The 25626-nt window shown below is 68.0% G+C and carries 22 protein-coding genes and 1 pseudogene; 18 read left to right on the forward strand and 5 right to left on the reverse strand.

Annotated elements, in window-relative coordinates:
• Positions 1-78 precede the first annotated feature (78 nt).
• Entirely contained in the window at positions 79-1518 is a 1440-nt protein-coding gene (locus tag ABH940_RS15970) for a radical SAM protein (RefSeq protein WP_370105493.1), read from the reverse strand.
• Positions 1519-1994: 476 nt separating this feature from the next.
• Positions 1995-2852 (reverse strand): class I SAM-dependent methyltransferase, encoded by an 858-nt coding sequence (locus ABH940_RS15975; protein ID WP_370066309.1) that lies wholly within the window; start codon positions 2850-2852, stop codon positions 1995-1997.
• A gap of 510 nt (positions 2853-3362) precedes the next feature.
• Here ABH940_RS15975 and ABH940_RS15980 point away from each other — a divergent pair.
• From ABH940_RS15980 to ABH940_RS15995, 4 genes and pseudogenes are all read left to right on the forward strand, one after another.
• Positions 3363-3575: pseudogene (locus ABH940_RS15980) on the forward strand (helix-turn-helix domain-containing protein); the annotation flags it as partial.
• Positions 3576-3743: 168 nt separating this feature from the next.
• Positions 3744-4757, forward strand: coding sequence for a hypothetical protein (locus tag ABH940_RS15985; RefSeq protein ID WP_370066644.1), 1014 nt, complete (start codon positions 3744-3746; stop codon positions 4755-4757).
• Complete coding sequence (locus ABH940_RS15990) at positions 4754-5638, forward strand: phosphotransferase enzyme family protein (RefSeq protein ID WP_370066311.1); 885 nt, start codon at positions 4754-4756, stop codon at positions 5636-5638. Before ABH940_RS15985 ends, ABH940_RS15990 begins: the two co-directional genes overlap by 4 nt.
• 132 nt (positions 5639-5770) lie before the next feature.
• Positions 5771-7555 (forward strand): prolyl oligopeptidase family serine peptidase, encoded by a 1785-nt coding sequence (locus tag ABH940_RS15995; protein WP_370066313.1) that lies wholly within the window; start codon positions 5771-5773, stop codon positions 7553-7555.
• Here the strand turns inward: ABH940_RS15995 and ABH940_RS16000 are convergent.
• The gene (locus ABH940_RS16000; protein WP_370066315.1) at positions 7533-8873 is read right to left on the reverse strand and encodes a helix-turn-helix domain-containing protein; all 1341 of its coding nucleotides are present in this window, start codon (positions 8871-8873) and stop codon (positions 7533-7535) included. The two genes, ABH940_RS15995 and ABH940_RS16000, sit on opposite strands and share 23 nt — an antisense overlap.
• 565 nt (positions 8874-9438) lie before the next feature.
• Here ABH940_RS16000 and ABH940_RS16005 point away from each other — a divergent pair.
• Positions 9439-10230 (forward strand): alpha/beta hydrolase, encoded by a 792-nt coding sequence (locus ABH940_RS16005; RefSeq protein WP_370066317.1) that lies wholly within the window; start codon positions 9439-9441, stop codon positions 10228-10230.
• 59 nt (positions 10231-10289) lie between these two features.
• Positions 10290-10922: a DapH/DapD/GlmU-related protein gene (locus ABH940_RS16010; RefSeq protein WP_370105494.1), complete on the forward strand. Its 633-nt coding sequence runs from the start codon at positions 10290-10292 to the stop codon at positions 10920-10922.
• Here ABH940_RS16010 and ABH940_RS16015 read toward each other — a convergent pair.
• Both ABH940_RS16015 and ABH940_RS16020 read right to left on the reverse strand, forming a co-directional pair.
• Positions 10899-11603, reverse strand: a complete 705-nt coding sequence (locus tag ABH940_RS16015) for a glycosyltransferase family 25 protein (protein WP_370105495.1) — start codon at positions 11601-11603, stop codon at positions 10899-10901. The two genes, ABH940_RS16010 and ABH940_RS16015, sit on opposite strands and share 24 nt — an antisense overlap.
• A 65-nt stretch (positions 11604-11668) precedes the next feature.
• Positions 11669-12826 (reverse strand): hypothetical protein, encoded by a 1158-nt coding sequence (locus tag ABH940_RS16020; protein ID WP_370066323.1) that lies wholly within the window; start codon positions 12824-12826, stop codon positions 11669-11671.
• Positions 12827-13030: 204 nt separating this feature from the next.
• On the opposite strand from ABH940_RS16020, the gene ABH940_RS16025 reads away from it, so the two are divergent.
• From ABH940_RS16025 to ABH940_RS16080, 12 genes are all read left to right on the forward strand, one after another.
• Positions 13031-13933 (forward strand): radical SAM protein, encoded by a 903-nt coding sequence (locus tag ABH940_RS16025; RefSeq protein WP_370066325.1) that lies wholly within the window; start codon positions 13031-13033, stop codon positions 13931-13933.
• Positions 13934-13942: 9 nt separating this feature from the next.
• The gene (locus ABH940_RS16030; protein WP_370066327.1) at positions 13943-14521 is read left to right on the forward strand and encodes a hypothetical protein; all 579 of its coding nucleotides are present in this window, start codon (positions 13943-13945) and stop codon (positions 14519-14521) included.
• Between the two features lie 2 nt (positions 14522-14523).
• The gene (locus ABH940_RS16035; RefSeq protein WP_370066329.1) at positions 14524-15846 is read left to right on the forward strand and encodes a hypothetical protein; all 1323 of its coding nucleotides are present in this window, start codon (positions 14524-14526) and stop codon (positions 15844-15846) included.
• The gene (locus tag ABH940_RS16040; RefSeq protein WP_370066331.1) at positions 15843-16229 is read left to right on the forward strand and encodes a cytidine deaminase; all 387 of its coding nucleotides are present in this window, start codon (positions 15843-15845) and stop codon (positions 16227-16229) included. Before ABH940_RS16035 ends, ABH940_RS16040 begins: the two co-directional genes overlap by 4 nt.
• A gap of 28 nt (positions 16230-16257) precedes the next feature.
• Positions 16258-16893, forward strand: coding sequence for a cyclopropane-fatty-acyl-phospholipid synthase family protein (locus tag ABH940_RS16045; RefSeq protein ID WP_370066333.1), 636 nt, complete (start codon positions 16258-16260; stop codon positions 16891-16893).
• 44 nt (positions 16894-16937) lie between these two features.
• On the forward strand, positions 16938-17519 hold the full coding sequence (locus ABH940_RS16050) for a class IV adenylate cyclase (protein WP_370066335.1): 582 nt from the start codon (positions 16938-16940) through the stop codon (positions 17517-17519).
• 979 nt (positions 17520-18498) lie between these two features.
• On the forward strand, positions 18499-19722 hold the full coding sequence (locus tag ABH940_RS16055) for an SAM-dependent methyltransferase (protein WP_370066337.1): 1224 nt from the start codon (positions 18499-18501) through the stop codon (positions 19720-19722).
• An 89-nt stretch (positions 19723-19811) separates the two neighbouring features.
• Entirely contained in the window at positions 19812-20165 is a 354-nt protein-coding gene (locus ABH940_RS16060) for a hypothetical protein (RefSeq protein ID WP_370066339.1), read from the forward strand.
• Positions 20165-21181 carry a hypothetical protein gene (locus ABH940_RS16065; RefSeq protein WP_370066341.1) on the forward strand — a complete coding sequence of 339 codons (1017 nt, stop codon included), beginning with the start codon at positions 20165-20167 and terminating at the stop codon, positions 21179-21181. The genes ABH940_RS16060 and ABH940_RS16065 overlap by 1 nt, the downstream gene beginning before the upstream one ends.
• Positions 21182-21236: 55 nt before the next feature.
• On the forward strand, positions 21237-22742 hold the full coding sequence (locus tag ABH940_RS16070; RefSeq protein ID WP_370066343.1) for an amino acid permease: 1506 nt from the start codon (positions 21237-21239) through the stop codon (positions 22740-22742).
• A 2-nt stretch (positions 22743-22744) separates the two neighbouring features.
• Positions 22745-24091, forward strand: coding sequence for a glutamine synthetase family protein (locus ABH940_RS16075; protein ID WP_370066345.1), 1347 nt, complete (start codon positions 22745-22747; stop codon positions 24089-24091).
• Positions 24092-24145: 54 nt separating this feature from the next.
• On the forward strand, positions 24146-25624 hold the full coding sequence (locus tag ABH940_RS16080; RefSeq protein WP_370105496.1) for a sensor histidine kinase: 1479 nt from the start codon (positions 24146-24148) through the stop codon (positions 25622-25624).
• Positions 25625-25626: the final 2 nt, after the last annotated feature.

Consider the following 25626-nt stretch of genomic DNA (forward strand, 5'->3'; position numbering starts at 1 on the left):
CATCTCCTTAACGTGGAACGCCGCTGGCCCGGCGGGGGTTGCCCGTCCGGGCCAGCGGCGAGCGGAGTGGATCCGGGCCTACAAGAACTCGTGGCTCGACCGCAGGAGCCGGTAGTCGAGGCTGTGGATCCGACCGCCGGCCCCCAGCTCTCGCAGCTGCGCCAGGTTCGGGCTGTTGTCCCAGATGTGCGCCACGGAACTGTCCGTCATGTTGTAGCCGCCGGAGAAGTCGGAGCCCTTCAACTTCCCCGCCGTGTAGGAGGAGCCCAGCGGGTCGAGGCGCATGCGGCTGAAGGGCCACTCCGTCAGGTACGGCAGTTTGTCGACGAGATCCGTCAAGTCGGCGAAGGGCTGGGCGGTTTGTCCTCGCCGGACATAGTGGCTGTGGGAGGGGGTGTAGTCGCCGGAACGCACGCCCTGGAGGTAGAGGTCCAGGCTCTCTCGGATCTCGGCCTCGTTGAGGACGAGATCACGGAGGTTGACGCCTCGGCCGACCGGCGAGAGAAAGCCGATGTCGAACCACTGCGCGCCGAACTCGGTTACCCTGCGCCCGATTTCCCGGACCGTGGTGTGGTTGTTCTTGTGGAGGGTGGCGCCTGCGGCAACCGGGATCCCGGCGGCGGCGAGGACGCCCACTCGTTCGCGCAGCATGTCGAAGGCGCCACGGCCGCGCATCCAGTCGTGGGTTTGGGCGTCTGCGCCGTCGATGCTCGTACCGACGTGCCACAGTCCGCGGAGCGACTTGAGCCTGTCCACGTTCTGCGGGTTCAGGGCCGCCGTGTCGCTTCGGACGTAGACGCTCAGGCCGGCCGCGTCGGCTGCCTCCACGATGTCGAAGGAGTCGTCCCGGAACAGGGGGTCTCCCCCCGTGAGTTGAACGATGAGCACTCCGGCCTCAGCGAGCTTGCCGAAGATCGCGCTCCACTGCGGGGCGGTGAGTTCTTCCGGCATCCTCGCTTCCGGCGAGGACTCGTAGGCGCAGTGGCGGCAGGCGCGGAAGCAGCCGTACGTGACCTCGACCTCGACGATGATCGGGCTCTGGAGGTAGTTGAGGGACAGGTCGCGGGCCGCGAAGTGCTCGACGGTCGAGCCGGTGCCCAGCGAGCCCAGCAGGTTGTTCTGGAGCAGGGACCCCAGGGTCTGGCGCCCCTGTCCCGTCTCGCCGGAGTGCTCCGTGAGGTGCAGCAGTTCCCGACCGGTGCAGTGTCCAGCCGCCGCCTCCCGGAGGATCTCGTAGGCGGTGCGGTCGACCATGAAGTGCCGGTGCTGGTCTCGGTCGAACAGGATCCCGCCGAAGAACTCTTCGCGCAGCTTGGCGTTGAACGGGACGCTGATCGGGACATCGAGGATGGCCTCGATGTCGCCGGCCGAGGTCTTGTAGGTCGCGAACTCGGGGGCGCAGGCGCAGTCCAGCATCGGGTGGAGGTCGCGGCTCAGGAAGAACGGTCCGGACCGCTCGAAGTTCTCCCGGAGGATCTTTTCCTGGGTGTTTGCCAAGCCTTCAGTTGCAACTGACATACTTGCTCTCCTTCCAGGGCTTCCGCACGTCAACGTCCGGCTCGGCGCATGACGGGACGGCCTTGCGGCGACGTGATCGTGCGGGTGTCCAGGTGCAGTAAGCCGGGGGCAGGCACGAGGCTCGGGCAGTCGATTGGTCAGATCGCCTATGACAGCGGAGGACCTTGATGCTCCGCGTGGCACCTACATAGAGGTGATGGCCCGTCACTACTAGTGCGAGACTGTAGTACGAAGAGCGCCTCCCCGCGCCCCTTTATCTGGGCACGCCCGCAGATGGCTGGAACTGTGCGCTCCCCGCCACGCTGTTGCCCGCGAGGGCAACAGCGGTCCGCCTGACCGCCTGCCCCCTCGCTGCCGTTCGCCGCCTGTGACTGGCGCAGGTCAGGGGCTGCGTCGTTCATCGTCGTGGCGCTGGCTGGGGAACCGTCGAGTTCGCCATGACCACCCGCGCAGAACCGCATAGAGGTTCCTTCACTTCAGTCGCGCCTACCGGCAGCAAACAGCACATGGGTGCCACCGTCACGGGCGCCTGACGCGTTACAGGCCATCGTTTCCTGGTCCAGGAAACGGCTCCACCGCTCTTCGTCCGCTTCCAGGTAGGCGAGTGCCTGCGAGTCCCCAAGTGAGGCCCAGTTGCTCGCGGACCCCGTCAACAGCGTGCCACCCGCCTGCTCAACCAGCTCGACAACCTGGTCCCAGGTGAACAGCCGGCACACATGCGCCCGCTCGGGGACCACACGGAGATCTCCTGTCGCCAGGATCGCGCTGATGACCTCCGGTCCGTACCTGGCGTCAAGTTCCGCCGCGATCGGCAAGGCCACTCTCCAGGTGCCGTACAGCGACATCACCGAGGCCAGCACCACCCCGCCTGGCCGCACCGCACTCAGCATGCCGGCCAGCGCCTGCGTCTCCCCCTCAAACAGGTAGGACAGAGGTCCACCGAAGGCGACCACCGCGTCGAAGCCCTCTCCACCGAAGCGGCCTACCTCCCGCAGGTCCAGGACCTCCCGACGCTCCACCGCCTTCTCGTACCCCTGCGCTGCGACGAACTCGGCGTTCAGGCGCAGCTGCACCCCAGAGATATCGGTGACCAGTACCTTCGCGCCCAGTCTGGCCAGTCCCACAGTGAAGCGGCCCGGGCCGGCGCCGATCTCCAGTACCCGCCAGCCCGGCTGCACGAATCGTGCCAGGAACCGAAGGTGCACCTCCAGGCTCACCCGTCCGCGCACGTCTTTCACCAGCCGGTCTAGCTCCTGGATGCCGATCTCGTCGAAGTATTGGCGCGCGCCCTCTCCGGATGCCCAAGCGGCATACTCGTTCCCTGGGCCATCCACAGCGGCTCCTTCGGCCGGTCGGCGGCCTCGACCAGCCGAGCGATGTGCTTAGCCTGCCCGGAGTCGGGTGTCCCCGGCGGCGTCGATTTCCTCCTCCATCAGCGTCGCCGACACCAGCCACTGCAGCATGCAGACATGCCGACCCCCTGCAATACCAGACCGGTACGGCGGATAGCTCAGGAAGGGGATGCTGCGGTGGGCAGGGAACTACGGCTGACCAGGCCATCCAGCGGACAAGGCGTTTGTCCGTTTCGCAGGCGCCGTTGTGCGAGGTGTCAACGGCCGACACCATCCCGAATAGCGGTTGAGACTCTGGCAGGGGCCGGTCACCGAGGGTTCGGTCAGTGCGCAGGAAGTGGGCTTGTTCTCGTGGATAGCGCCAACCTGCTCCACGTCACGGTAGACGCGGTATGTAATGGAGCTTGTACGCCTGGACGTTGCCCAGCTCAGTAGAGGCCCACGGGCATTCGGACAGCGACCACTGGCCACCACAGAAACCCGGAGGAGCAGATGCCACGACCGCCTAGGCTGTTGGATCCCACCCGCTCCCCGGCGCACCGGCTTGGCGCCGAGATCCGGCACTGGCGATCACTCCGAGGTCTGAGCCAGGACAAGCTCGGCGAGTTGGTGCACGTCAGCGGCGACCTGATCGGCAAGTGGGAGAAGGCCGAGCGATCCTGCAGTCCCCGTCATGCCGCGGCTCTGGACGTCGCGTTGGAGACCGGCGGCGTCCTGTCTCGATGCCTCGTGGCGGCTCAGGCTGAAACGGACAATTGCTCCCGGGAAACGGACAACTCGTCTCTCAGCGACACAACGGCTCGCCCATGGGGCAGAACAGGAAGCACGCTGGAGGGGTCACGGTCTACCTCCGAGTGGAACGAGCTCAACCCCATGGAACGACGGAACTTCCTCGCCGCGACCAGCGCGGCGGCCCTTGCCGCCGGCCCCCTGCTCCAACTGATCAGCACCACCTCGGCGGCAGCCACACCCTCACTCGTGCGCTCGGCCGACGTCGAGCAAGTCCGCACGGCCGCGACCACCCTGCGCAGCTGGGACAACCTCTACGGCGGGGGTGGTGTCGTCCGCGAGACCGCACTCGCCCAACTGCGCTGGGCCGCAGGCTTGCTGAACACGAGTTGCCCGGCCTCGCTCAAGGTCGATCTGTTCACCGCAGTCAGCCGCCTGGCGACCGTCGTCGGTGCCTCGGCTTTTGACGCCTTCGCCCACGAGGATGCCCGCCGTCTGTTCGTCTTCGCCACCTCGTGCGCGGAGGAGGTGGACTACTGGCCGCTGCGGGCCATCTCCTACAACCTGCTGTCTCGGCAGGCCACGTGGCGCGAGGATCCGGACGCTGGTCTTACCCTCGCCGAACTCGGCCTCGCCCGCGCCAACCGCCTCTCACCGGCCGAGCGGTCGATGCTCCACAACGCCCGCGCTCGAGCCCTCGCCAAGATGGGCCACGCCCAGCAGGCCCTCGCCGCTATCGGGGAATCCGACGACTCGTTCGCTTCGCTTGTCCCTGCCGACGAGGGGCCGTGGATGGCCTACTACGACAGTGCCCAGCACCACGGCGACACCGGGCACGCCCTGTTCGACCTCGCACTCGCCGGCCACCCTCCGCGGGAGGCACTCGGCCGGCTGCAGACCGCTGTCGATGGCCACGGCCATGGATTCGCCAGGTCCCGCACCTTCTCCCGTACCAAACTGGCTTCCCTGCGGATGGCCACCGGAGACCCGGCACAGGCAGTGGACGACGGCCGTATCGCGCTCACCGAGGCCAGCCAACTCCGCTCCCTGCGCGCCAACCACGAACTGGGTGAACTGAGCCGCCTCGCCCACCGCCACCGGACTATCCCGGACATTCGCGACCTGCGCGAGCAGATCACCTCTACGGTGGCGCTGTGAGCACCGTCGACTACTCCCACGCCCTGCTTCTGAAGGCCTGCGCCACCGCTGGCCTGTCGGCAGACCAAGCCGAGCTGATCCGCATCGGCGAGAACGCCCTGTGGAAGCTCCGCAACCAGGTCGTCGTCCGCATCGCCCGCCCAGGTCAATGGGACGCCGCCTTACGGGAACTCGCCGTCGCCCGTTGGCTGAGCACCTGCGGCGTCCCGGCTGTGCGGCCGCTCGACCACATGCGGGAGCCCCTGGACACCGAGGGGCACCCGGTGACCTTCTGGCACGAGCTACCTCGCCACCGGCCGGGCACCGCAGCCGACATCGCCCCACTCCTGCGGCGCCTCCACTCACTCCCCATCCCCGACTTCCCACTGGGCCGGCTGGACCCGTTCGTCCGCCTCGCCACCCGCATCGACAACGCGGCCACGCTCGATGACGAACAGCAACAGTGGCTCCACCACCGTCTGGCCAACCTCCAGGCCGCCTGGTCCAGCCTTCCTGAAGGCCGCCCGCCGAGCGTGATCCACGGCGACGCCTGGGGCGGCAACGTCGCGGTCACCCCCACGACCGTCTATCTCCTCGACTTCGAACGGACCTCCCAGGGCCCGCCCGAATGGGACCTCACCGCCACCGCCGTTGGACATGGCACCTTCGGCACCGTCTCCGATGAGCAGTACGCCGCGTTCTGCGAGGCCTACGGCACCGACGTGACCACCTGGGCCGGCTACCCGGTCCTGCGCGACATCCGCGAACTCCGGGTCACCTGCTTCGCCCTCCAGCACGCCGCCACCGACCCCACCCGCTACGGCGATCAGGCCCACTACCGACTCGCCTGTCTCCAAGGCCAGCACGGTTCTCGCCCCTGGGGTTGGACAGCAGTGAGCTGAATCCCCAGCGACCGCAACGGGAGTGTCAGGCGCGTGAGTGTGACCCAAGCGGACAACGCGGTTGTCCGCTTCGTGGACACGGGCGTTCGGGGTACCGTCGAGGTCGGGAGCACTGTGGGTCGAGGGGATCGAATGACCGGTGAGGACAGTGGACCGATCGATGCTTCGTGGGTGGCACGCAAGCACACGTCCTACGACGAACTCACGTCTGTCGGAGGGTCCTTGTGGTGGCTTCAGTCCGATCCAGACTTCGGAGGTGCTCGACGTCTGGTCCGTGCCGAACGTGACGCGGCACCCCGGGCGCAGACTCCACCCGGTATGTCGGTGGGTGGGTGGCTGCATGCGTACGGAGGCGGGTCCTACGCGATCGCATCCGACTGCCAATGGATCATCAGCGCCCTGGACAGCAAGGTCTATCGGATCGGCCCCAGTGCTGAACCCGTTGCTGTTGTCCCTTTGGAGGACGAATTCCTATACGGGGACCTGCACATCGCGGACGGCATTCTGCTCGCGGTGCGGGGCACTGACAGCGGGGACGAGCTCGTCCAGATCCAGCCTGACGGCGGTGATGTGCGGGTCTTGGTGACCTCGCCGGGCTTCCTAGGAGCCCCCCGGCTTCGCGGTGGCGTCCTCGCGTATCTGGAGTGGGGCGCCGACCGCATGCCGTGGGACTGCGCCCAGCTCCATGCCACCGACTACACGACCGGCGGCCAGCTCGGCGCTGGCAGGGTTGTCGCCGGGGGCGAGCACGAGTCGGTCGTCCAGCCGGCCTGGGGGCCGGACGGATCGCTGTACTTCCTCTCCGACCGTACGGGGTGGTGGAACCTCTACCGCTGGGACGGCGCCGAGCACGCAGTCGCACCGATGGATGCCGACTGTGGGCCCGCACCCTGGGAGGGTGGCTACCAGTCGTACGCCCACCTACCGGGCGGAGCAGTCGCGTTGACCGTCCACGACGGCTTCCGGGCCCGGCTGGTCACCGTCAGCGAGGGCGGCAGCAGAACTGAGCCTGACACTGGTCTGACGTCCCTGAAGCCCTATGTTGCTGCGCACGACGGCAAGGTGGCGGTCATCGGCGCAACACCGGAGCGAACTCCGGCCGTCCTCTTGGTCGACCCGGTCAACGGTGAGCTGGACGAGCGCACCGACAGCGCTGCCGGTCGCTGCCATCGGGTGATCTCGGCCCCCTCCGTCCGGACAGTCAGGTCAGGCGGAACGGACATTCGCTTCCTGTTGCACGCGCCGCCCAATGGCGGTCCGGCCCCTCTGCTCGTGCGCGCTCACCCCGGTCCCACCGACGACGTACCGCTACGTCTGGACTGGACCACGCAGTTCTTCACCAGCCGGGGGTTCGCCGTTGCCGAGGTGGCCTATCGGGGCAGCACCGGCCACGGCAGAGCCTTTCGCCAGGACTTGAACGGGCATTGGGGCGAGTACGACGTGGAAGACTGTCGGGCCGTCGCCGAGCACCTTCTGGCAGAGGGCACCGCGCTTCTGGGTTCCGTATTCATCTCCGGGGCCAGCGCCGGCGGATACACCGCCCTCCAAGCCGCGTGCCAGCCGGGCCCGTTCACCGCGGCGACAGCGACCTCGGCGATCGTCGACCCGGCGCGGTGGACCGCGACGGCACCTAGGTTCCAGCGGCCCCACGCCGCTGACCTCGCCGGCGCGGCGGGCGCGGTGCGCGCCGAGGCGATCCGGATCCCCGTTCTCTTGATCCACGGGACAGCCGACGACGTCGCCCCAGTGAGTGACGCCCAGGCGCTCGTCGATCGCCTGGCTGGGCTCGGAGTCGACCACGAGGCTCTGATCCTGGACGGTGTCGGGCACTACCTGTCGGCCCCTGCCAGCCTGCAGTCAGCGCTGGAGGCAGAGGTGCGGTTCTACGGGAGGATCACGTCCGCCGACGGGTCGTAGCCACGCCACGAGCAGCAGCGGGCAGCACCTCGCGAACGTATTCGTGAAGGTCGGTGACGGCCTGGTATCCGGCGTGGGGTGCGAGATCGAGGAGGAGTTGGCTTACGCGGTCGATGCAGCGTCCGGACGAGGTCCGGGCGGCATATCCGACAGCTTCCCGGCCGGCCGCGCACGCACGATCGAGGTCGCCGGAGCGCACCCACGTGGAGGCGAGCAGCGCGGCGTCGATGGCGAGGCGGCGCACCCGATCACGCCCAACGCCATCGAGGGCGTCGGCGACCTGGTCACGGGCGGCCGGCGCCCGGCCGAGATCGTGCAGGCAGTGTGCGATCTCGTCGGCCAGGTATGGCCGAGTGAAATAGCCAGCCCAGGGCGGCTCGTCCCCAGGGATGGAAGCGTCCAGCAGCGTTTCGGACTGGAGGAGCAGGGCGGTGGCTTCGGGTTCGTTGCCCATCCGGGCGTGGGCCCGGGCGCTGACTGCACTGATCGCGGCCCGGGTCGCCGGGCTCGCCCCCGTTCCCGCCACGGCGCTCGCGGCCTGAGACCAGCTGAGCGCGATCTCGGGATGATCGCAATGCAACGCCAGATGTCCCAAGTTGACGGCCACCAGATAGGCACCGTAGGCACGGTCAGCCGTCTGCGTGGTCAGCACCAGAGCGCGCTTGTAGTAGGACTGCGCCCAGCCGGGCCGCCCTGAGTCCACAGCCTGGTAACCGGCCAGTTCGAGGAAACCCGTGGCAACCCGGGCTCTGCTGCGGGCGGCTTGCGAGCTCGCTACCGGCCTGGAGAGCAGCGCGGTCAACTCGGAATCGATATAGGTGGAGAGCTGGCTCGCGAACGGTCCGGCACCGTGGACGTGGTCCAACTGCCGGAACATCGCAAGCATGCTCTGCGTCAGAGCGACATCCTCCTCCGTGACCCACAATCGACCCTTCTCCTGGACCGGCACCGTGAGCGCTTGGCCGGACGCACTCCACTGGGCGATCAGCTGCGAGGAGTCTTCTGGGGCGAACCTGGCTGATACGGTCCCACTGGTTGCCCCACGGGACGGGGACCGGCGACGCTCTTCGTCCGCGGCCGGCCACAGATCAGCGAGCGCACCATCAGACTGCAGCGCTTGGTCGCATGCCTCGATGGTCTCGCGGGACGGGAATCGCTCCGTGGATTCGATGCGGCGAACCAGGTCGGCACTGCAATGGATCAGGACACCCAGTCCTGCCTGGCTCACACCACGCTCCATGCGCAGGTTGCGCAGCGCGGCCCCGAGCCGGGCCTGCGCCGACCCTGCGGACACGATCTCCCGTGCTCTGGCGGCCACCTTCGCTCCCCGGTCCGTAGCCCCGAGAGAGCGAGGCCCGATTGTAAACGTACCGTCACCGCGCCTTCCCGTGCGGGCTTTCTCCAAGAAGGCTGAAGCTGGCAAGACAACTCAGCTGTCAGCACGGTGGTCTCGTCCTCGTCGCGCAGCCTGGACGAGCAGGGCCAGGGCCCCGTCAGGCGTCCCACGGGATTTTGCCGGAGATGGTCGTACCGCCCACGCGTAGCTACCGGCACCTCCACACCGGGAGGTGAGGTGGCCTCAGATCTCTAGGTGTGCTTCGTGGTGGTCGGCGGTGTACTTCAGGGTGAGGGGCAGCCGGTGACCGTAGTGGCGGCTCGTTGCGGGTGAGGCACCTGGGATCGAGCAGCCCCGGTCCGGGCCAGAGACGGTGACTATCTTCCCGCAAGGGGCGTGCCTCTGTGCTCCCGTCTCTGCAAGCTCCTTGCTATGCGGGGCAGCCTGCCGTTGTCGGCGGGGCCTGAATCTCTGATTCAGCGGATGGCCGGGCATGGCCTTGGATACCGTCGTGACGTCGATCGTGTCATCGTGAGGAGTGATCGGATTGGACAAGATTCAACTGGCCTCGGTAGACGGCCTCGCGTTGGATGCTGCTGTCCACAGGGTTCCGATGGGGCGGCGGCCGGTCGGCACCGTCATCCAGGCCCATGGCATCAACACCGACAAGGACGAAGGAGGGATGTTCATCCGCCTGGCTGAGGCACTGGCCGAGTCCGGCTTCACGGTCATCCGCTTCTCCTTCCGTGGCCACGGGGCCAGCGACGGCGCTCAGCGGGGGATCACCATCGCCGGGGAGATGCTGGATCTGGAGGCAGCAGTCGACTTCGCGGTCCGGGAGCATCCCGGGCCGCTGTTCATGGTCGCGGCAAGCTTCGGAGCGGTGGCGACGTCGTTGTCTCTGCCCTGGCTGGGTGAACACCTGTCAGGAGTGGTGTTGTGGAACCCGGTCCTGGACCTGCGACGGACGTTCCTGGAGCCCGAGCTGCCCTGGGGTATCGAGAACTTCAGCGAATCGGCTCAGGACCGCCTCCACGACGAGGGGTCGTTGATGCTGGATGGGGAGTTCGAACTGGGTCGGGTCTTGTTTGCCGAGATGCGCTGCCACCAGCCGGGCGAGTCCTTCACTGCGGACTCGACTCCGGCGATCATCATCCACGGTGACCGGGACAGCTATGTCTCCTATGACATCGCCCGCGAAGCCGCGCAGAAGCACCCCCGCTGCGGTTTCCATTCCATCCACGGGTCCGACCACGGGTTCGACTCCCGAGAACGTGAGGATGAGGCGATCACAGTCTCCGTTGGCTGGCTTGCCGATCGTGCTGGGAGTTCCACGTGACACGCCCGCTATACGGGCCGGCAACGCTTGCGGGCACGGTTCAGCTCGGCGAGTACTGCGTGTTGGGCTACCCGAAGGAATCCCGACTGCGCCGTGCGGCCACGGCCGGTGTGCAAGAGCCCGGGGCCCCGGTCCGGATCGGGGACCGCAGCCTGCTTTTCAATCAGATCGTGCTCTATGAGGGGGTGACGGTCGGCCAGGACTGCGTGCTGGAGGACCGGGTCCGCATCGGCTACGACAGTCGTGTCGGCGATCGGACCCGTCTCGCATATGGCGCCTACGTGTGCGACCGGGTAGCGATCGGTGCGGACTGCACGGTCGCCGGTTTCGTCTGTGACGCGGCGCGGATCGGGGACCGCAGCACGGTGATGGGCGAGCTCGTCCACGAGTACACCCAACCCCACAAGGGCTGGTGGGCGGTGGATGAGGAACCGCCAGTAATCGAGGACGACTGCGTGGTCGGCTACGGCGCCAGGATCGTCGGCGGGGTCCGCATCGGCCCGTGCAGTTACGTGGCGGCTGGCGCGGTGGTGACCCAGGATGTGCCCCCTGAGCATGTGGTCACCGGGATCAACGTGCGGACGCCGGCAGCCGAGTGGACTGGACCGCGGCTCCAGGAACTGATCGGCCATTGGCAGAGCCTTCGTCCTCCGAGCCCAGGCCGGCCGCTACTGCCAGTCGACGAACGGTGAGTCCTCGGTGTCGCTTCCAGCTTCGTCCTTGGGGAGTTGGCGCACGAGTGGCGGGTCGAGGGCCAGTGCGCGCAACTGCCGCGGGAACCGAGCACGCAGGTCCTGCCGTGGATGGTCGATGTAGAGCGAGGGCAGGAATTCGTCGACGGGAACCACGGATTGCTCCAGCCCGGTCGCGAGCACCTCTGTCAGGGCTGGCCGGGTGAGAAGGTAACCGAAGGTGCAGTGGCTGTAGCCGGGGTGGACGACGCCTGACACGTAGGGTTCGTCAGCTTCCAAGGGGAAGCGACCAAGGTAGAGCAGGTCGAATGCTTTGTCCTTCGCGGTGAGTTGAGCCAGACGGGCGAGCAGGTGGCTGAGGAAGTCCGGGGCCAATACGGCGTCGTCTTCGAGGATGAGGATGAACGGCTCGTCGCCGGTGTCGGCCGCGTGCTGCCAGCAAGCGAGGTGGGAGAGGGTGCAGCCGATCTCGCCGAGTTTGAGGGGACGGCTCCACCACGGGTTGTCCGAGGCGATCTGCCAGGGGAAAAGGGCGACGCCGAGCTGGTCCAGGACGTGCCGGTTCAGTTCCCGGCCGTCGAACGGCCCGGTCCAGTCCGACGTAAAGGTGGCCTTGAGTAGCGCGGGGAGCTGGGCTTCCATCTGCTTGCGACGGTCAGCCCGCCGCGGGAGGTTGACCACGTACGCGCGAATGTCTGCGGAAATGATCACTCGTCTGCCCCCATGAAGTCGTCGGCGATCAATGGCTACACGGCACCGTAGCGGTCGGTGTTTTTCACCACGACGCTGAACGGGTCGTTGTTGTGGCGCGCCAGCACCAGGAGCGGTTCGGTCGCGGTCAGATCGGCCAGGTCCGCGATTCCGCCGAGCCGGCGGACATCGGTGACGAGTACGAAGTCGTCGTCACCGATGAGCTCGGTCAGCCAGCGGGCGTTGGCCGCGGCCCGTTCCCCGTGCAGGAAGCACTGCGCGCCACCGAGTACGCCGAGGGTAAGGCACCCGCCGAGCAGGAAGACTGTTGTCCCCTTCGTCATGGTCAGCCGGGTGAAGACGGCGATGTCTTCGAGCAGGTCGCTGTCTGGACTCCACTGCGGGCCGAGCGCCAGATTCCCCAACTGCGGGACGACCAGTGGATCGTCCTCGCCCAGCGGGTTCGGGGCGAAGTAGAACGGAAGCTGAGGCAGAAACTCCCGGTACTTCGCGTTCCATGGCGGACCACCGACGACCACCAAGGTGTCCACCCCAGTGTCGAAGTACTCCGACGGGGAGAAGTCTCGGATGACCAAGTCCGGGTGCAGTTGGGTCAGGCGTGTGCGCACGTAGATGAGGCTGTCCAGATCGGCGAACTTGGCGTAACGCAGGTAGTTGCGGTCCTGCGGGCTGGCGAAGTATGGCCGCTCCTGCTCGGGGATCTCCGAGCACACGATGTCCACCCGCGAGGACTGCGCCAATCCCCAGAACCGGCGCAAGTCCTCACGCCAATCCAGGGAGTTGGTCGGACTCGGCGCCGGCATGCCACCCGGCATGTCCGCGGGGAGTTCCCCAGCGGCCGGTTGGCGTGAGGCTGGAACAGCGGTTCTGACGCTGGACATCAGGACCGAGGCGGGGGCAAGACCAGTCAGCACTCTGGCCTCGTCTGGCATCTGCAGTCCATCTGCGATCCGGGTCAGCACATCGATATCGCTGACCCGGCCGGCGCGCACCCCTCGGATCCAGTTGGAGATCTCCGAGCGGTCATGCTCGGTCAGCAAGGCGAGCTGGGTCTGAGTGCAGTCCGGGAACTGGCGCAGGTAGAGCTGGAACAGTGCGCCGACCTCATGACGGGCCAACGCGCTCTGGACATCGTCGGCGCGCCAGAAGGAGACCGGCACGCGCCCCGGATCGAAGGTCTTGCGTTTCGCCACCGGCGCTGCGCCTCCTAGGTTTCTGGCAGCGTACGTGAGATCACCCAGCGTTACTAGTCGTTTCGTGGTGGGCCCAACCCGTGACAGCGGCCCACGGGTCAGGCCGATTTCGCCATAGGTTCCCAGGCGCGAGTGTTGAGGCCGTGCCGTCGGTCATGTGCGAGGCGGGACACCATCAGATGGACCTGTTTGGAGGAAGCAACGATGCTCAAAGAGGTCACCGGCATCACCCGCGTGAAGATGCTCTACCTGCAACTGCAGTACCGCTGCAACTTCGTCTGCAAGACCTGCTTCCACGGTGAGCTGCTGAAGAGCACTGAGCGGTACACCACGGCCGAGGCGGTGGAGTTGGTGTCTCACTTCCAGCGCGAGTACGGCCTGGAGGCGGTGACGCTGCTTGGCGGCGAGCCGTTGCTGTACCCCGGCGTCGTTGAGGTGGCCCGGTTCTGCAAGGAGAGTGGGCTGACGGTGGAGATCTGCACCAACGGCCACCGCGGGTTCTTCGGCACGGTAAGGGAGTTGGCGCCGTACCTCGACAAGTTCCGGGTCTCCATCGACGGGCTGGCCGATGTCCACGACCGCATCCGGCAGCGGGGCAGCTTCTCCTCGGCGATCGACGCTCTCGACCTGGCCGCGGAGTTGGGCCTGGAGACCGGGGTCACGATGACGGTCACTCGAACCAGTATCGGGCAGGTCGTCGCTTTGGCCCGGCTCCTCGACCAGCACCGGGTGGGTGAGCTCAAACTGCACTGCCTGCGCCTAGTGGGCAACGCGCTACGGCACCCGGAACTGGAGGTCGAACAGGCCTCCAGGTACGAGGCGCTGCACGAGGAGATCGACACCGCCGGGCTACGGCTGCGGGTCGTCTACGACTCTGACCTGACACCCCAGCCGGCCATGGCCGCCTGCTCCAACCTGATCGCCGGCGACTGGCTGGACCGGATCGAAGCCGATCCCCGCGGCGGACTCACGGTGTCCTGCAAGGCCGTAGGCCGTGATGCCAACGCCTTCCGCTTCGACCAGAGCCTGCGCAGCGTCGTCTATGAACCCCACGCGCACGACGAGATCGCCGTCTCCATCCCCGACGTCGTATACATCGGCAACTGAGGAGCGGTGATGACATCGCCCCTTGGCGAACCGCGCTTCATCGTCCTCGAAGGACTTAGCGCGACCGGCAAGACCACTGTCGCCCCGCTGCTGGCCGACGCACTCGGCGCGGTGCTGCTGGACACCCTCAACGCCCGCTTCGAGCCCATGCGCCGCAACGTCGATGCCTCCCGCAACGTGATGGCGCGGATGAACTTCTGGATGATGGTGAACTACCTGGCCTCGGACACCGTCCGCGCCACGCTGGCCACCGGGCGCAGCGTGGTGATGGAGAGCTACTTCTACCGCACCCTGGCCACCCACGCGGCCATGGGAGTCACCCCCGTGCCCGAGATCGACTGGTCGCATGCCCGCCGACCCGACAACTCCTTCGTCCTCACCGTGGACGACGCCATCCGGCGCCAGCGGCTGGACGCTCGCGATGAGGAGAAGAACCGCAGCTACTGGTACCGGCTGGAAGCCGACAACATCCACGTCACCCGCAAGATCTACGCGGGCGCCAACATCGTCCCCGTTGACACCACAGGTCTCCGCCCCGACGGCGTGGTCAAGGCGATCGTCGACCTCCTGCCCGAAGGGATGGGCTAGCGATGAACGACACGGTGCCGAAGAAGGCGTTTGCCTTGGCCGAGACGCACGGAACCCCGCTGTTCTGCTACTCCGCCACCCGGCTCGCCGACGCAACACGGGCCTTCCGCGTCTTCACCGACGGCCTTCCGCTGCCCACCGAAACGTACTACTCCTACAAGACGAACTACCTGCCGCGGCTGTGCGAGGACCTCGCGAGCATGGGCATCGGCGCAGAGGTCACCTCCCTGCACGAGTGGCGGCTCGCCCGCTCCCTGCACCAGCCGTCCTCGATCCTGGTCAACGGCATCGGCAAGGCCGCCGGCCTGCTGCGCGCGGCCCTGGACGGAGAGCCCCCGCGCCTGATCAATATCGAGACCGACTCCGAGATCGACATCCTGTGCACCCGCCCTCCAGCCGCGCCGCCGGTACGAGTCGGCCTGCGGATCCGCGTACCTGGCCTGACCGGTGAGACCGGAGCCGACCCCACTGAGGGTTGGCAGCGCGGGGAGACAAAGTTCGGCTGGTCCAGCACCGGCGAGGCGATCCTCGCCGCCGCCAAGCGACTGGCCGCAAGCGACAACGTCATCCTTGAGGCGCTCCACCTGCACCTCGGCGGCCAACTCGTCGCCGCCACCACCTTCGAACGAGCCTTGGCCGGCGTCTGCGCCCTGCTCGACCGCCTCGCAGCGCTCGACATCAGCGTGACCAGCCTCGACCTGGGCGGCGGCCTGGCCTCCGGCTGGGTCGAGAAACGCCGCAAGGGGCCGCTGCTTCAACTGGCCCAGACGCTCGGCGTGCTGATGCAGCCCGCGGTGCAGAAGGCACCGGATCTGGCCGGCATCACCGCAGTCGTCACCGACTACGCCGCCCGTTTGCGCATGCGCGGGGTCGAACAGCTGCTGTTCGAACCCGGGCGCTACCTTGCCGAACCCGCCCTATCGGCCGTCGCTTCGGTCGTCGCCGTTCGCCACGACGACGACCGGAACACTGCGGTCCTCGATATCGGCACCAACGCCCTGCACTGCTGGCGCGGTGACGAGACCCGTCCCGTCCACATCGGACGTGTCCCGATCCAGGCCGAGCTCACCTACGAACTCGTCGGTCCTCTGTGCCATCGCAGTGACACCTTCGGCCGTGTCACCGTACCTGGACCGCTGACCCCGGGCACGCTGATCGGCCTGGACGCCGTCGGCGCCTACAGCCTGGGCGACTGGATCGCCAATGCCTGGGACCGGCCCGGCGTCTTCCACCTGGAAGAAGCGATGCCCCTGTGGCATCCGCAGGCGCCCGCCGAGATCTTCCAGGCGCCTATGGACCCCGTGGCACCCCAGCGAATCCTGTGAACGTCCAGGACTCCGGGCTCGAGGCCGCGCTGGTCGAGGCATGCCGCAGGGCCCTCGCAAACTGCCGCTATCCGCAGATCAACGTAGCTTCCGCGGTCTCGACGACTGACGGACGTATCTTCACAGCGGTGCAAGTGCGCTCCCGCACCTGCAGCCACTGTTCCACCTGCGCCGAACCAGTCGCCATCGGCATGGCCCTCGCGGCCGGAACCGACGACTTCGACACCTGCGTCGCCCTCCATCGCTCGACCGGCACCGTGCTGAGCCCCTGCGGAAGCTGCCGGGAACTCCTACGCGACCACGGCTTCCGGCACGTCATCGTCCACCTGGCCGACGGTCGCCCCGTCACGGCCACCCCCGACGAACTCCTGCCCTGGTCATGATCTCCATGGATGAGAACGGACCCATCCCATGCCCTTGACGGAAAGCCTCTGGCGGTCCACCCGCAGCTTCTTCCCGCTCTTCCAGCGCCAGCTCGAACTCGCCAACGCGCGGACCGTCTGCGTCGTCGGTGCCTCCGACGGCAAGTTCGTCCTGCCACTGGCGCGCAGCGGCTATCGCGTCACCGCCATCGACCGAGACCAACCCGCCCTCGAAGGTGACTTGCCAAACCCCGGCCTCCGTCAACGCCTCGCGGCCGAAGAACTCACCGACCGTGTCGACATCATCACTGGCGATGTACTGGATCTCGTAGACTCCCAAGCCCACGACGGCATCTGGACCAGCTGCTCCTGGCACTACTCGATCAACCACCGGCGCCCCCTGAAGGACTTCACCAATGCCCTGCAGAGCCTGTGCTCGGCCGGCGGGCTCCTGGGAGCTGAGTACATGATGCCCGTCGAACCCCGGCACGAGCAGATCGAGCACTACCTGGACGAAGAGGAGATCCGCGCCTACTTCCCCGGCTGGGAAGCGATCTGGGAGACCTACACCCCAGCCTTCGACGAGGCCCCGCATCCCGGACAACCCTCTTGGCACCGCCACCGGATGGGCCTGTTCATCGGCCGCCGCCAAAACGAGAGCCGACCCCGTCCCACCGCCTACTGACCGATCGAGATCCGTCCCACCAACTTCCCGGAGAGGCCACATCCATGCAGACCGAGTACGAAGCCCGCTTCCTCGCCATCGACGTCGACAAGACCATCACCGCCCTGCAAGATCTCGGGGCCGAGATCCACCAGCCCCGCACACTGATGCGCAGGGTGGTCTTCAAGAACGGCGACATCGCCGAGCGCGGCGGTTGGCTGCGGCTGCGCGACGAGGGACACCAAGTCACCCTCACCTACAAGCAGTCCACGGCCGACGAGTCCGCGATCGACACCATCCTGGAGGCCGAAGTCGTCGTCTCCGACTTCGACGGCACCCATCACCTGCTGACCGCGATGGGCTTCCAAGCGCTCCGCTACCAGGAGAACTACCGCGAGGAGTGGCGCCTGGGCGAACTGCGCTTCGACTTCGACACATGGCCCGACCTTCCGACCTTCCTGGAAGTCGAAGGCCCCAGCGCCGATTCCGTGGAAGAAGCCGCCGCGAAGCTGGGCCTGGACTTGGCGCACGCGGCCTATGGCAGCGTCGACGAGGTGTACGCGGAAGTGCTTGGTCGGGACATCCTGGCCGAGCCGCAACTGGTGTTCCCCGATGCCGCCGAGCTTGACCACGCCAGCCCGTCCTAAACCGCACGGCCATACCTGGGCCATGCTCGAACCTCCCAGGCCCAACACACCGCCGGGCCGAGTCCGCTTCGCCGAAGCGCTCGGCCAACCGCCCCGGCCCGGCGACGGTGAACCCTTCGAGGAGAACTCGCCGGCGTTCAGAGTTCAGTCCCGCCCTCATCTGCGAGGACCACGTCCGCCAGCTGCACACGCGGATACTCCGTCCGACGCCTGACTGGAACACTTCTCTGCCCGCGTCCGCTAGACCGACGACGCGCCGTGCACCCCGCAGCCTCCGCCTGTAAGCGTCGCGGTGTCCACTCCGTCCAGTCCCGCGAGCGCATGTCCCTTACCGCGCCCTTTGTACGGCGCCCATTCGGACAACTCTGGTGTCCGAATGGTGGATCTCGCTCTCGGGCCGCTGGTCGCGCAGTCTGGACGAGCAACGACGGGAACTCGACTCAAGGCGTCCCAGGACGTCCCCGACACATCCCCGGACAGGGTCGCACCGTCCACTTGCGTGCCCGCCAACGACCAGACAGGAGAGGTGGAAACCATGCGAAGCGCGAAGACCGGCCGGCAAAGGCTGCTCCGGACCAGCTGGCGAAACCGGTCACGGGGGTGGACCGCTGGCCCGGTATGTCCCGGACCGAGCTTCCGGTCATGGACTCCGCCGGCCCTCAGCTGGGCCTGCCCGCGAACCTCTCCCGCTGCGATGCGTAGCGACGACCACCCTGATCGGCGGTTGTAGGCGGGAGAGAGGGGCCGCGCTCGTCGTCCCACCGGCGCAGCCCCGACCAAGTCCCCGTCCAGGACGTGTCGTGCACTTGCTTCCTGGAGATTCCGGGTCGACTGATGGCGCTCGCCGCCCGACTCAGTCGCTGGTTTGCCGCCAGCCCCCAGACCGCCCGCTCGCCGTGGCACCCCCGACGCGTCGAGCGGGCACCAACACCTGCATTCACCGCTCCAGAATCCACCTCACCTTCTTAGGGACAGACACATGGCCAGGCTCCAGAACACGCAACAGCCACAGCAGCACCCCCTGGGCCAGGTCCGCGCCCAGCACGGCTGGAGCCTGACGGACCTGGTTAACCTGCTCAACGAGCGCCTCGGGGCAGGGCCTCCCACAAAGAAGATCTGGGCGTGGGAGAACCGCGCCGTCGTGCCCGGTGAGGACGTTCAGAGGGCTCTGGCTGCTGAGCTGGGTGTCCCGGTCGAACGGCTCCACACGGAGCCGTGGCCCACCTGGCTTCTCCTCGCCACGAGCAGCAACATGGCTCAGTTACCGGGCCACGAAGCCTGCACGGATGTGCCGGGCCAAGGGGAGCTTCCAACCATGTCGGACTGGCCTTCCTCCAGTCCCGGCATCGAGGGAACGAACCGCGGTAGCTGCCCTGCGGGCGGCCCGCCGAACGGGTCAAGTGCCGCCTCGTCCGCCGAGCTCCGAACAGATCGCCCTCACCCGGCTCGGCTCTACGATCTCTACCTTGGAGGCAAGGACAACTTCCCAGCCGACCGGGCTGCGGCCCGGGAACTGCTGGAGGTAGCCCCCACACTGCCAGTCACCGCGCAGCAGAACCGGCTCTTCCTGGCGCGCGCGGTGCGTTACCTCGCGCGCGCCGGTGTGCGGCAGTTCCTAGACATCGGCACCGGGATTCCGACGGCTAACAACACGCATGAGGTAGCCCAGGCCGAGGCGCCGGAGGCTCGCGTGGTCTACGTCGACAACGACCCGATCGTTTTGGCCCATGCCCGGGCGCTCCTGAGGAGCGAACCGTCTGGCCGGACCGCCTACATCCAGGCTGATCTGCGCGATCCTGCAGCGATCCTGGCCGATCCGATGGTCCGGCAGGTCCTCGACTTCGACCAGCCAGTCGCGCTGATGCTGATCGCGGTTCTGCACTTCGTCCAGGACGACGCGGACCCGTACGGCATCGTCGCCTCGCTGGTGGACGCCTTGCCATCAGGGAGTTTCCTGGCGCTGTCCCATGTGACTCCCGACTACGCCCCTGCGCAGTGGAAGCAGATCGTCGAGCTGTACAGGGAGGGCGGGATGAGCGCCCAGGCCCGGACCAGAGTGGAGATCGACGGCTTTCTCCAGGGACTGGAATTGGTGCCCCCTGGTCTGCAGGTGGTGTCTCGATGGCGCCCCGACCCGTCCAGTCTCACCGCAGCGACGAACGCCGATATCTCCTGCTACGGCGCGATCGCTCGAAAGCCCTGACAGAAACGCAGCAGCGCAGTCCTGACTGACGGTGCGTGCCAATCGCGCCTAGCCCGCCTCCCGTTCACCGTTGTTCCTTTGAGGATCTGATGGCATCTCACCTGCAGAGCACGGCCCTTGGAGGCATGGTCTTCTGCTCACTGATCGCGCTGCTGGTGGCGTTCCACTCGCAGCGCCTCGCCGCAGCAGCCCGCCGCCGGGCCGCCGACCTGGAGAAGGCGCTGCTCGCCGCGAACGGGCAGTCGCGGCCTCTTCTCACCGAGGATGTGGGGGCGCTGGCCACCGACCCGGATATGGCCGGCGCGAGCGTCGGTGTCCGCCAGCGCGCCGTCCTGTCACTCGTCGGGGCCATCCATGCGGAGCGCGCCCGGGTGGATGAGGCGCTCGCCGCCCTGACTGCGGTCGTCACTGGCCCTTGCACGGGTACCGGGAGGATGCGCTGATGCGCGCTGGAGAACCCGCTCGAGAGCGGGCCCGACCGGTGTACCATCCGGCAGGCCGTGACGACGCGCTGAGGGCCGCGCTGGAGGATCTTCAGGCCGGACGCTGGATGGCGACCCGTGAGCTGCTGTCGGAAACCGGCACGAACTGGGGACTTCGGAGCGCGCGCAGCCAGATCCTCGCTGCGGCAGCGGTGCGCTCCGACGTGCTGGGGGCTTGGCTGATGGAGGAGCCAGAGAGCGCGAATGCCGTGGTGATGCAGGCCCGGGTCGCGGTGGAACGCGCTTTGCGGGCCCACCGCCATGGCCGCGCGCAGACCGGGTCCTTGGAGCAGCGGGCAAGAGAATGGTGCTGGCGGGCTGCGCAGTTGGCACCGCAGGACCCGGTGCCATGGGTGTGCCTGTTAGCCCTGGCCCAGGTCGACGAGCAGCAGGCGCGGCCGGAGCACTATGCCGCCTCGCCGGAGCGTCTGCTGCCGCCGGGCCCGTGGGGACTGCTGGGTGAGGCGCACCGCCTTGATCCTTGCAACCGAGAGGCGTTCCACCGGATGCTGCGGTTTTGGCTGTCGCGGCCGGGCGGGTCGGTGGGGGCGTCGATCGACTTCGTGCGGTGGGTGGTGTCGTGGGCGCCCGTGGGGTCGGCGTTGCTGGTGCTGCCGTTGCACGCCTATGCGGAGCACTTCCGCCGGCAGCGGGAGCGCGTCCCGGCGGACCCGCTGCTGCGTCGGCTGTGGACGCGTGACCACATCGCCCGCGACGCAGAGCGGGCTCTGCATCTGTGGTTCGACGAGACAACGTCTCAGCCGCGCTTGGCACTTGATCTCAACCACCTGGCGCACGCCTTGTCGGCCGCGCATCGACCTCAGGATGCCGCCCGGGTGTTCGATGCGATCGGCCCGTACGCGACACGTCTGCCGTGGGCTCATATGGCTGATGATCCCGCCCTCGCCGAGCGGGAGTTCGCGTGGGCGCGCTCGCAGGCGTGGGCGGCCGTCGCCGCCTCCGGCGGCCGGCCCTGACACAAGCCCGCCTGCTTCTTCCTTGCCCGTTCCCGAGTTCTCGGAAGGTCTACCGATGTCCCACACGATCAGGTCAGCCGCAGTTCCCCCGGACGACAACGCAATCTTGCGGAGGCTGGGCTATGAGCCCCAACTGGCGAGGCGCATGGGGTCGTTCGGGAACTTCGCCATCTCCTTCTCGGTGATCTCCGTGCTGTCCGGCTGCATGACCCTGTACGGCTTCGGGCTGACTACCGGCGGGCCGGCGGTGATGCTCTGGGGCTGGGTGGGTGTCGGGTTGATGGTGATGTTCGTCGGGTGGGCGCTGGCGGAGGTCACCTCCGCCTACCCGACCTCCGGGGCCCTGTACTACATGGCCCACCAGCTCGGCGGCCCACGATGGGGCTGGTACACCGGCTGGTTGAACTTGCTTGGGCTGCTGGGTGCGATCGCCGGGATCGATTACGGCGCCGCCCAGTTCACCGGAGCCCTGTTGAACCTCCAGTTCGGCTTCGTCCCCAAAACGGGCTCTCTGATGGTCATCTACATCGTCATCCTGGCAGTGCACGCCGCGTTGAACCTGTTCGGAGTGCGGCTGGTGTCCCTGCTGAACTCGGTGTCGGTGTGGTGGCACCTGGCCGGCGTCGCATTGATCGTCGCCTTCCTCACGGTGGTTCCCTCCCACCACCAGTCCGCCGGCTTCGTATTCGGGCACTTCGCCAACACCACCGGCTGGTCGAGCCCGCTCTACGTGACCGCTATCGGCCTGTTGTTGGCGCAGTACACCTTCTCCGGGTACGACGCCTCCGCGCACCTGTCGGAGGAGACCACACACGCGCAGGTCAGCGCCGCTCGCGGGATTGTCCGCTCCATCTGGGTCTCGTGGATCGCCGGACTGGTGCTGCTGGCCGGCATGACCTTCGCCATCCAGGACTACGCGGGCACCGTGGGCAGCGCGACCGGGGTACCGCCGGCGCAGATCTTCCTCGACAGCCTCGGGACCGGCGGTGCGAAGCTGCTGCTGGTCGTGGTCATCGTGGCCCAGTTGTTCTGCGGCAACGCCGAGACCGCCGCCGCATCCCGGATGGTGTTCGCCTTCTCGCGGGATGGTGCGCTGCCCGGCTCGGCGTGGTGGCGTCGGGTGTCGCGCAACGGCACGCCGACCCGCGCGGTGTGGCTGTCGGTGGTCGCCGCGCTGGTGCTCGCCCTGCCGTCGCTGTACTCGCCGGTCGCCTACGGGGCGGTCACCGCAATCAACGTCATCGGCATCACCCCCGCCTACGCCATCCCCATCTACCTGCGGCTGCGCGCTGGGCGCCGCTTCACGGCGGGCCCGTGGAACCTGGGCCGCTGGAGCCGGCCGGTCGGCGTTGTCGCCGTGCTGTGGGTGGCGGTGGTCACCGTGCTGTTCTGCCTGCCCCAGACCAACCCGGTCACGGTGGACTCCTTCAACTACGCGCCGATCGCACTTGTGGTGGTGCTGGTCCTGGCCACCGTGTGGTGGTGGGCCGCCCGCCGCTCCTACATCACGCCCGTGTACGCCAGCCCCGAGATGTCCGAGCTCGAGAGTGAGGTCGTGTGAGCATGGAGCAGTTGCGCGCGCTGGTCGGTGCCGGTCGGGTGGACACCGTGCTGCTGGCCGTGGCCGACGGCCAGGGCCGGCTCAAGGGCAAGGAGTACGACGCCCGGTACTTCCTGGACCGTCTCGCCGACGGGGACGGCGTCGCGGAGATGTGCGCGTACGTCTTCGCCACCGATGTGGACATGACCCCGCTGAAGGGTTTCGCCCTCGCCTCCTGGGAGTCCGGCTACGGCGACGTGCGCCTTGCCCCGGATCCGGGTTCCGCGCGGCTGACGCCCTGGCTGCCCAGGACCGCCCTGGTGCTCGCCGACGCTCTCGGGCCTGACGGGCAATTGCTGCAGGTTTCGCCGCGCTCGATGCTGCGCCGGCAGCTCGACCAACTCGCCGCCCGCGGCATGCAGGCCCGGGTGGGGCTGGAGACGGAGTTCGTCCTCTACCACGGCACCCTGGGCGAACTTGCCGATGGTGGCTACCGGGATCTGCGCCCGGTGACGTGGGACAACCGCGACTACGCGCTGGACCACCCGAGGGTGCTGTCCGCCTTCTCCCGCAACCTGCGTGCCGGCCTCGCGAAGGCGGGCCTGCCGGTGGAGGCGGTCAAGACCGAGGGGGCACCCGGCCAGGTCGAGGTCACCTTCCCCTATGGGGAGGCGCTCGCCGCGTGCGACGGGCATCTGTTGTTCAAGCACGCCGTGCGCACGACCTCCGAGCGGCACCGTCTCGCGGCCACGTTCATGGCCGCGCCCAGCGATGGAGTGGGCAGTGGACTGCATCTTCACGTGTCGTTGTGGCGCGGGGATCAGGCGCTGTTCGCCGGCCCCGGCCACGGTGGCGAACTACCGGAGCTAGCCGGGCAGGTGGTGGCGGGACTGCTGGATGCCCTTCCCCACCTCGCCCCGCTGTACGCCCCGACCGTCAACTCCTACAAGCGCTACCAGCCGCACTCGTTCGCCCCGACCCGCTACGCCTGGGGATGGGACAACCGCGGCTGCGCGGTGCGGGTCGTCGGCCACGGCACGGGGCTGCACCTGGAGGTCCGCCTGCCCGGAGCGGACGCCAACCCCTACCTGGCGCTGGCCTCCGTACTGGCAGCAGCCCAGCACGGCATCGACCACGACCTCAAACCACCGGCGCCATCCACCGGTGACGCCTACCAGGACAGCGCCGCCCCACCGGTCGCGCCCACGCTCCACCACTCCCTGACAGCGTTCGAGGGAAGCCGGCTCGCGGCCGAACTACTCGGCGAGGAGGTCGTCGCCCACTACGCGCGCGCCGCCCAACGCGAGCTGGACGTCCACCGCGTGCGTGTCACCGATGTCGACCTGTCCAGGGGCTTCGCCCAGACCTAGCCCACCCCGAGCCCCAGCCCGCCGCCCGCAAGCCCTCGTGTTCCGTGAGGAATGATGTCGTCTCCCCTGCCTGGACCCGCCCATCCGCTGCACGCCTCACCCCGGAACGCGCTGACGGTGCGGGCACTGCTGCGCCTGGTCGCCCTCGCCGCCTCGCTCGCCTGCGCCACCCTGGTCGCGGTGTGTGTGACTGTCCTGTCCCACGAGGCGACAGCGCTTACGGCGGGACGACGCGGAGCAGTGGCGGCGGGCCGGGGGCTTCGCCACGACGCGTACCTGGTGGCCGGAGCCGGCTCCCTCCTCCTGGTGGTCGTCCTGGTCGTCCTGCTCACGGTGAGCGGTGCCATCGTGCGGCGCGCCCAAAGGACACAGACGATCGCGCTGGCTGTCGCCCAGCACCAGCTTCCGGAGCTGATCCGGCGTCTGAAGCACGGGGAGGCAGTGGACACCAGCGCGCTGCCCAGGCCAACCGGTCACGGTGATGAGTTCGGCGTCATCTCCGACGCCCTGGCACGCCTGGCCCAGCTCGCCGGCGACTCCGCATACACCCTCTACCGCGAGCGGGACGGCTTCGACCGGTTCGCCATGTCGGCGGCCACCCGCTCCCTGGTCGCGGCCGACTTCGCACTCGAGGGCCTGGAAACGCTGCAGCACCGCCCCGGCTTCGACGCGGCCACGAAAAACGATCTGGCCGCCGTCGACCACCGCCTGGTGCAGCTGCGCCGACAGTTGGAGAACCTGCTGCTCCTCACCGGCGGCACCATCCCCCACCCCCACACCCAGCCGGTGCCCGTCGGCAACCTTCTTCTCGATGCCATCGGCGAGGTCACCGACCGCTCGAGAGTGCGCCTGGACTTCGGGGCGGAGGGCGCAGTCATACCCGAGGCCGCCGGAGCCCTCACCCACCTGCTCGCGGAGCTCACCGAGAACGCCCTCGCCTACTCCGCCCCGCACCTGCCCGTCATCGTCCGATCCGCGCCCACTGGCAGCGGGATCGCCTTCGAGGTCGAAGACCGCGGCAAGGGTCTTACGCCCGAGGCCCTCGACGAGCTGAACCGCCGTCTGCAAGTAGCCCCGCTGTTCGCCGAACTCGCGGACATCCAGCAACTGGGCCTGTTCGTCGTCGGCAAGCTCACCGTCCCATTCGGCCTGTCGGTACGGCTGCGCCCCTCCGACTTCGGCGGAGTATCGGCCCTCGTGCTCATCCCCGACCGCCTACTGACTCAACCGGCAAGCGCCGAGCCCGCCCCGCCACCGCCCGCGGCCGCGGCCGACCGAGCCGACCACACCGCGCCCTCACTGCCCGCCGTACCGGCCGAGCAACGCCCATCCCTGTCCCTGGTCACCGCCTCGCCAGGCCGGCAATTGACAACTGACGGCCTGCCCCAACGTGTGCCCGGTGCCAACCTCGCCGCACCGCTGCGCCAGCCCGCACCAACCGACGAGCCCCGGGTGGGCGGCTACGGCATCGACGATCGCAGCGCCGAAGACCTGTCCGACCTGTTCGCCCACTTCCCCACCCCTGGAGAGTGATC

Origin of the sequence: Streptacidiphilus sp. BW17 (genome assembly GCF_041262485.1) — a bacterium.
Lineage (GTDB): Bacteria > Actinomycetota > Actinomycetes > Streptomycetales > Streptomycetaceae > Streptacidiphilus.

Coding starts and splice junctions, on each gene's coding strand:
- ABH940_RS16055 (WP_370066337.1), top strand. CDS start 18,499: ATGGCCAGGCTCCAGAACACGCAACAGCCACAGCAGCACCCCCTGGGC.
- ABH940_RS16050 (WP_370066335.1), top strand. CDS start 16,938: ATGCAGACCGAGTACGAAGCCCGCTTCCTCGCCATCGACGTCGACAAG.
- ABH940_RS16030 (WP_370066327.1), top strand. CDS start 13,943: ATGACATCGCCCCTTGGCGAACCGCGCTTCATCGTCCTCGAAGGACTT.
- ABH940_RS15995 (WP_370066313.1), top strand. CDS start 5,771: ATGACCGGTGAGGACAGTGGACCGATCGATGCTTCGTGGGTGGCACGC.
- ABH940_RS16025 (WP_370066325.1), top strand. CDS start 13,031: ATGCTCAAAGAGGTCACCGGCATCACCCGCGTGAAGATGCTCTACCTG.
- ABH940_RS15985 (WP_370066644.1), top strand. CDS start 3,744: ATGGAACGACGGAACTTCCTCGCCGCGACCAGCGCGGCGGCCCTTGCC.
- ABH940_RS16070 (WP_370066343.1), top strand. CDS start 21,237: ATGTCCCACACGATCAGGTCAGCCGCAGTTCCCCCGGACGACAACGCA.
- ABH940_RS16045 (WP_370066333.1), top strand. CDS start 16,258: ATGCCCTTGACGGAAAGCCTCTGGCGGTCCACCCGCAGCTTCTTCCCG.
- ABH940_RS16080 (WP_370105496.1), top strand. CDS start 24,146: ATGTCGTCTCCCCTGCCTGGACCCGCCCATCCGCTGCACGCCTCACCC.
- ABH940_RS16035 (WP_370066329.1), top strand. CDS start 14,524: ATGAACGACACGGTGCCGAAGAAGGCGTTTGCCTTGGCCGAGACGCAC.
- ABH940_RS15970 (WP_370105493.1), bottom strand. CDS start 1,518: ATGTCAGTTGCAACTGAAGGCTTGGCAAACACCCAGGAAAAGATCCTC.
- ABH940_RS16075 (WP_370066345.1), top strand. CDS start 22,745: ATGGAGCAGTTGCGCGCGCTGGTCGGTGCCGGTCGGGTGGACACCGTG.
- ABH940_RS16065 (WP_370066341.1), top strand. CDS start 20,165: ATGCGCGCTGGAGAACCCGCTCGAGAGCGGGCCCGACCGGTGTACCAT.
- ABH940_RS16060 (WP_370066339.1), top strand. CDS start 19,812: ATGGCATCTCACCTGCAGAGCACGGCCCTTGGAGGCATGGTCTTCTGC.